Consider the following 5,134-nt stretch of genomic DNA (forward strand, 5'->3'; position numbering starts at 1 on the left):
TTTGATGATGTCACCGATACCAGCGTAACGACGATGGGAGCCACCCAGCACCTTGATGCACATAACACGGCGAGCGCCGCTGTTATCGGCCACATCGAGCATGGATTGAGTCTGAATCATATAATTTCTCCGACCCCTAGTCCTTAGACTTCCACAGCGCGTTCGAGAACATCAACCAGCGCCCAAGACTTGGTCTTGGCCAAAGGACGAGTTTCACGAATAGTGACTTTGTCGCCGATGTGGCACTGATTGGTTTCGTCGTGCGCGTGCAGCTTAGTCGAACGCTTAACATATTTACCGTAGATCGGGTGCTTAACGCGACGCTCGATCAGTACGGTGATGGTTTTGTCCATCTTGTCGCTGACAACACGGCCAGTCAGCGTACGGACAGTTTTTTCGGCTTCAGCCATGATTACTTACCTGCCTGCTGGTTGAGCACAGTCTTCACGCGAGCGATGTCACGCTTAACTTGCGAGAGCAGATGAGACTGCCCCAACTGGCCAGTTGCTTTCTGCATACGCAGATTGAACTGGTCGCGCAGCAAGCCGAGCAGTTGCTCGTTCAGCTGCTGTGCGGATTTTTCACGAAGTTCATTCGCTTTCATCACATCACCGTCCGTTTAACAAAGGCGGTGGCGAGCGGCAGCTTTGCAGCAGCCAGGGCAAAAGCCTCACGCGCCAGCTCTTCAGAAACACCCTCGATTTCATACAGGACTTTGCCTGGCTGAATCTGGGCAACCCAGTACTCCACACTACCCTTACCTTTACCCATACGAACTTCGAGGGGCTTTTTGGAAATAGGCTTGTCCGGGAATACACGGATCCAGATCTTGCCGCCACGTTTAACGTGACGGGTCAGAGCACGACGCGCTGACTCGATCTGACGAGCGGTGAGACGACCACGAGCTACAGACTTCAGCGCATATTCGCCGAAGCTGACTTTGCTACCGCGCTGAGCCAGACCACGGTTGTGGCCTGTCATCTGCTTGCGGAACTTCGTACGCTTTGGTTGCAACATTTGGCGTACCCCTTACTTAGCAGCTTTTTTACGAGGCGCTGGTGCTTGTGGTTTCAGTTCTTCTTGGCGACCACCAATTACTTCGCCTTTGAAGATCCAAACCTTTACACCGATCACACCGTAAGTGGTGTGAGCTTCGTAGTTGGCATAGTCGATGTCGGCACGCAGGGTGTGCAGTGGCACACGACCTTCGCGATACCATTCAGTACGTGCGATTTCAGCACCGCCGAGACGACCGCTCACTTGGATTTTGATGCCTTTGGCACCAATGCGCATGGCGTTCTGAACAGCGCGCTTCATAGCGCGACGGAACATTACGCGACGCTCCAGCTGCTGAGCTACGCTCTGCGCAACCAGCATACCGTCGAGCTCCGGCTTGCGGATCTCTTCGATATTGATGTGCACAGGCACACCCATTTGCTTGGTCAGGTCCTGACGCAGTTTCTCAACATCTTCACCTTTCTTCCCGATAACGATACCAGGACGAGCGGTGTGGATGGTGATACGTGCAGTCTGCGCCGGACGATGGATATCGATACGGCTTACGGACGCGCTTTTTAGTTTGTCTTGGAGATACTCACGCACCTTCAGATCAGCGAACAAATAGTCCGCATAAGTCCGACCGTCTGCGTACCAGACGGAGGTGTGCTCCTTGACGATTCCCAGGCGAATGCCAATGGGATGTACTTTCTGACCCATCTCTTCGACTCCGTTACTTGTCAGCAACCTTGACAGTGATATGGCAAGACCGCTTGACGATGCGATCAGCACGGCCTTTGGCACGTGGCATGATGCGCTTCAGCGAACGCCCTTCGTTGACGAAAACGGTGCTGACTTTAAGGTCATCAACGTCTGCGCCTTCGTTATGCTCGGCGTTGGCTACGGCCGACTCCAGCACTTTCTTCATGATCTCGGCGGCTTTCTTACTGCTGAAAGCCAACAAGTTGAGCGCTTCGCCCACCTTCTTCCCGCGGATCTGGTCGGCGACCAAGCGGGCTTTCTGGGCGGAGATTCGAGCGCCCGACAACTTAGCGGCTACTTCCATTTCCTAACCCCTTAACGCTTGGCTTTCTTGTCTGCCACGTGCCCACGATAAGTGCGGGTACCGGCAAACTCGCCCAGTTTGTGGCCGACCATGTCTTCGTTAACGAGAACTGGGACGTGTTGACGACCGTTGTGTACTGCGATGGTCAAACCGACCATTTGTGGCAGGATCATCGAACGACGCGACCAGGTTTTCACCGGTTTGCGATCATTCTTTTCCGCCGCCACTTCGATCTTCTTCAGTAGGTGAAGATCGATAAAAGGACCTTTTTTCAGAGAACGTGGCACTGTCGTATCCCTCTATTTACTTGCGACGACGGACGATCATTTTGTCGGTACGCTTATTACCACGAGTCTTCGCGCCCTTAGTCGGGAAGCCCCATGGCGATACCGGATGACGACCACCAGAGGTACGACCTTCACCACCACCATGCGGGTGGTCAACCGGGTTCATGGCAACACCACGAACGGTTGGGCGAACGCCACGCCAGCGTTTGGCACCAGCTTTACCCAGCGAACGCAGGCTGTGCTCGGAGTTCGAGACTTCACCCAGGGTCGCGCGGCATTCAGCCAGCACTTTACGCATCTCACCAGAACGCAGACGCAGGGTCACGTAGACACCTTCACGAGCGATCAGCTGAGCCGAAGCACCAGCGGAACGAGCGATTTGCGCGCCTTTACCTGGCTTCAATTCGATGCCGTGTACGGTGCTACCAACTGGAATGTTACGCAGTTGCAGAGCGTTGCCCGGCTTGATCGGTGCCAAAGCACCTGCGATCAGCTGGTCGCCAGCGCTCACGCCTTTAGGGGCGATGATGTAGCGACGCTCGCCATCTGCGTACAGCAGCAGAGCGATGTGAGCAGTACGGTTTGGATCGTATTCGATACGCTCGACAGTGGCAGAGATGCCATCTTTGTCGTTGCGACGGAAATCGACCAGACGATAATGCTGCTTATGGCCACCACCGATGTGACGAGTGGTAATGCGACCATTGTTGTTACGACCACCAGTCTTCGATTTTTTCTCGAGCAGCGGTGCGTGAGGAGCGCCTTTATGCAGCTCCTGGTTGACCACCTTGACCACAAAACGGCGGCCAGGGGAAGTCGGTTTGCATTTAACGATTGCCATGATGCACCCCTTCCTTACTCAGCACTGCTGCTGAAATCGAGATCTTGGCCTGGCTGAAGGGAGATAACTGCCTTCTTCCAGTCATTACGCTTGCCCAGACCGCGAGCAGTGCGCTTGCTCTTACCCAGAACATTCAGGGTAGTAACACGCTCTACTTTCACGCTGAACAGGCTTTCGACGGCCTTCTTGATTTCCAGCTTGGTTGCATCAGTTGCAACCTTGAAAACGAACTGGCCTTTCTTGTCAGCCAGAACCGTAGCCTTCTCGGAAACGTGCGGGCCAAGCAGAACTTTAAATACGCGTTCCTGGTTCATCCCAGCAGCTCCTCGAATTTCTTCACGGCCGACACGGTGATCAACACCTTGTCGTATGCGATCAGACTAACTGGATCGGAACCTTGCACGTCACGTACATCAACGTGTGGCAGGTTACGAGCAGCCAGGTACAGGTTCTGATCAACGACTTCAGACACGATCAAGACGTCAGTCAAGCCCATGCCAGTCAGTTTGTTCAGCAGATCTTTGGTCTTCGGTGCATCAACAGCGAAGTCCTGAACCACGACCAGACGATCAGTACGCACCAGCTCAGCAAGGATGGAACGCATTGCTGCGCGATACATCTTCTTGTTCAGCTTCTGGGTGTGATCCTGAGGACGGGCTGCGAAAGTGGTACCGCCGCCACGCCAGATTGGGCTACGGATAGTACCGGCACGAGCACGGCCAGTACCTTTCTGACGCCATGGGCGCTTACCGCCACCACGAACGTCGGAACGGGTCTTTTGCTGCTTGGAACCCTGACGGCCGCCGGCCATGTAGGCCACGACTGCTTGGTGAACCAGCGTCTCGTTGAATTCGCCGCCAAATGTCAGTTCGGAAACTTCGATCGCTTGAGCGTCATTTACATTTAATTGCATGTCAGCTTCCCCTTAACCGCGAGCCTTGGCTGCTGGACGTACAACCAAGTTGCCGCCAGTAGCGCCAGGAACAGCGCCCTTGACCAACAACAGATTGCGTTCAGCGTCCACGCGCACTACTTCGAGGGACTGCACGGTCACGCGCTCAGCGCCCATATGACCGGACATTTTTTTGCCCTTGAATACACGACCAGGAGTCTGGCACTGGCCGATAGAGCCTGGAACGCGGTGGGACACGGAGTTACCGTGGGTATTATCTTGCCCGCGGAAGTTCCAACGCTTGATCGTACCCTGGAAGCCTTTACCCTTGGACTGACCGGTTACATCAACCAGTTGACCAGCAGCGAAGATTTCAGCGTTGATCAGATCGCCGGCCTGGTACTCGCCTTCTTCAAGACGGAATTCCATTACGGTACGACCAGCGGCAACGTTCGCTTTAGCGAAGTGGCCAGCTTGAGCAGCTGTAACACGCGAAGCACGACGCTCGCCTACAGTGACTTGCACTGCACGGTAGCCATCGGTCTCTTCAGTTTTAAACTGGGTGACGCGATTCGGTTCGATCTCAATGACCGTGACCGGAATGGAGACACCTTCTTCGGTGAAAATACGGGTCATACCGCATTTACGACCGACTACACCAATAGTCATGTTGTAAACCTCATGAGTGTACGGGGCTTTCACCCGCTATGGCCGCCCATTTCAGAGCGTTACACGACTAAGACCGAGTCTTAGCCGAGGCTGATCTGCACTTCCACACCGGCCGCAAGATCAAGCTTCATAAGAGCATCAACGGTTTTATCCGTTGGCTGGACGATGTCCAGAACGCGCTTATGAGTACGGATCTCGTACTGGTCACGCGCGTCTTTGTTGACGTGCGGGGAGACCAGAACGGTGAACCGCTCTTTACGGGTAGGCAGTGGAATTGGACCACGCACTTGAGCACCAGTACGTTTCGCGGTTTCCACGATTTCCTGGGTGGATTGGTCGATCAGGCGATGGTCAAAAGCCTTCAACCTGATACGGATTTGCTG

General features: G+C 54.4%; 12 protein-coding genes. All 12 read right to left on the minus strand.

Annotated features, from left to right (window positions below):
• Positions 1 to 120: uL14 family ribosomal protein (locus AC1DRJ_RS18745; RefSeq protein ID WP_208536949.1), on the minus strand; the 120-nt coding region annotated here is incomplete at its 3' end.
• A gap of 23 nt (positions 121 to 143) precedes the next feature.
• Positions 144 to 410: a 30S ribosomal protein S17 gene (gene rpsQ / locus AC1DRJ_RS18750; protein WP_003176419.1), complete on the minus strand. Its 267-nt coding sequence runs from the start codon at positions 408 to 410 to the stop codon at positions 144 to 146.
• Positions 411 to 412: 2 nt separating this feature from the next.
• Positions 413 to 604 (minus strand): 50S ribosomal protein L29, encoded by a 192-nt coding sequence (gene rpmC / locus AC1DRJ_RS18755; protein ID WP_002555481.1) that lies wholly within the window; start codon positions 602 to 604, stop codon positions 413 to 415.
• A complete protein-coding gene (rplP, locus tag AC1DRJ_RS18760; RefSeq protein WP_007943783.1) occupies positions 604 to 1,017 on the minus strand; it encodes a 50S ribosomal protein L16 in 414 nt (137 codons plus the stop codon). Before rplP ends, rpmC begins: the two co-directional genes overlap by 1 nt.
• Positions 1,018 to 1,029: 12 nt before the next feature.
• Positions 1,030 to 1,716 carry a 30S ribosomal protein S3 gene (gene rpsC / locus AC1DRJ_RS18765; protein ID WP_003176422.1) on the minus strand — a complete coding sequence of 229 codons (687 nt, stop codon included), beginning with the start codon at positions 1,714 to 1,716 and terminating at the stop codon, positions 1,030 to 1,032.
• 13 nt (positions 1,717 to 1,729) lie between these two features.
• Complete coding sequence (gene rplV, locus AC1DRJ_RS18770; protein ID WP_003103908.1) at positions 1,730 to 2,062, minus strand: 50S ribosomal protein L22; 333 nt, start codon at positions 2,060 to 2,062, stop codon at positions 1,730 to 1,732.
• Positions 2,063 to 2,073: 11 nt separating this feature from the next.
• Complete coding sequence (rpsS, locus tag AC1DRJ_RS18775; RefSeq protein WP_002555486.1) at positions 2,074 to 2,349, minus strand: 30S ribosomal protein S19; 276 nt, start codon at positions 2,347 to 2,349, stop codon at positions 2,074 to 2,076.
• A gap of 16 nt (positions 2,350 to 2,365) precedes the next feature.
• Positions 2,366 to 3,190 (minus strand): 50S ribosomal protein L2, encoded by an 825-nt coding sequence (rplB, locus tag AC1DRJ_RS18780; protein WP_003176423.1) that lies wholly within the window; start codon positions 3,188 to 3,190, stop codon positions 2,366 to 2,368.
• Positions 3,191 to 3,204: 14 nt separating this feature from the next.
• Positions 3,205 to 3,504 carry a 50S ribosomal protein L23 gene (rplW, locus tag AC1DRJ_RS18785; RefSeq protein ID WP_002555488.1) on the minus strand — a complete coding sequence of 100 codons (300 nt, stop codon included), beginning with the start codon at positions 3,502 to 3,504 and terminating at the stop codon, positions 3,205 to 3,207.
• Positions 3,501 to 4,103 (minus strand): 50S ribosomal protein L4, encoded by a 603-nt coding sequence (rplD, locus tag AC1DRJ_RS18790; protein WP_007896707.1) that lies wholly within the window; start codon positions 4,101 to 4,103, stop codon positions 3,501 to 3,503. Before rplD ends, rplW begins: the two co-directional genes overlap by 4 nt.
• A gap of 12 nt (positions 4,104 to 4,115) precedes the next feature.
• Positions 4,116 to 4,751 (minus strand): 50S ribosomal protein L3, encoded by a 636-nt coding sequence (gene rplC / locus AC1DRJ_RS18795; RefSeq protein ID WP_003186059.1) that lies wholly within the window; start codon positions 4,749 to 4,751, stop codon positions 4,116 to 4,118.
• Positions 4,752 to 4,831: 80 nt separating this feature from the next.
• Positions 4,832 to 5,134 (minus strand): 30S ribosomal protein S10 (gene rpsJ, locus AC1DRJ_RS18800; RefSeq protein WP_236394441.1); only part of this gene is annotated, 303 nt, incomplete at its 5' end.

This window comes from Pseudomonas sp. P5_B2 (genome assembly GCF_056400445.1).

Excerpts from the sequence above, each read along its gene's own strand:
- rpsQ (WP_003176419.1), bottom strand. The coding sequence starts at position 410 with ATGGCTGAAGCCGAAAAAACTGTCCGTACGCTGACTGGCCGTGTTGTC.
- rpmC (WP_002555481.1), bottom strand. The coding sequence starts at position 604 with ATGAAAGCGAATGAACTTCGTGAAAAATCCGCACAGCAGCTGAACGAG.
- rplP (WP_007943783.1), bottom strand. The coding sequence starts at position 1,017 with ATGTTGCAACCAAAGCGTACGAAGTTCCGCAAGCAGATGACAGGCCAC.
- rpsC (WP_003176422.1), bottom strand. The coding sequence starts at position 1,716 with ATGGGTCAGAAAGTACATCCCATTGGCATTCGCCTGGGAATCGTCAAG.
- rplV (WP_003103908.1), bottom strand. The coding sequence starts at position 2,062 with ATGGAAGTAGCCGCTAAGTTGTCGGGCGCTCGAATCTCCGCCCAGAAA.
- rplB (WP_003176423.1), bottom strand. The coding sequence starts at position 3,190 with ATGGCAATCGTTAAATGCAAACCGACTTCCCCTGGCCGCCGTTTTGTG.
- rplW (WP_002555488.1), bottom strand. The coding sequence starts at position 3,504 with ATGAACCAGGAACGCGTATTTAAAGTTCTGCTTGGCCCGCACGTTTCC.
- rplD (WP_007896707.1), bottom strand. The coding sequence starts at position 4,103 with ATGCAATTAAATGTAAATGACGCTCAAGCGATCGAAGTTTCCGAACTG.
- rplC (WP_003186059.1), bottom strand. The coding sequence starts at position 4,751 with ATGACTATTGGTGTAGTCGGTCGTAAATGCGGTATGACCCGTATTTTC.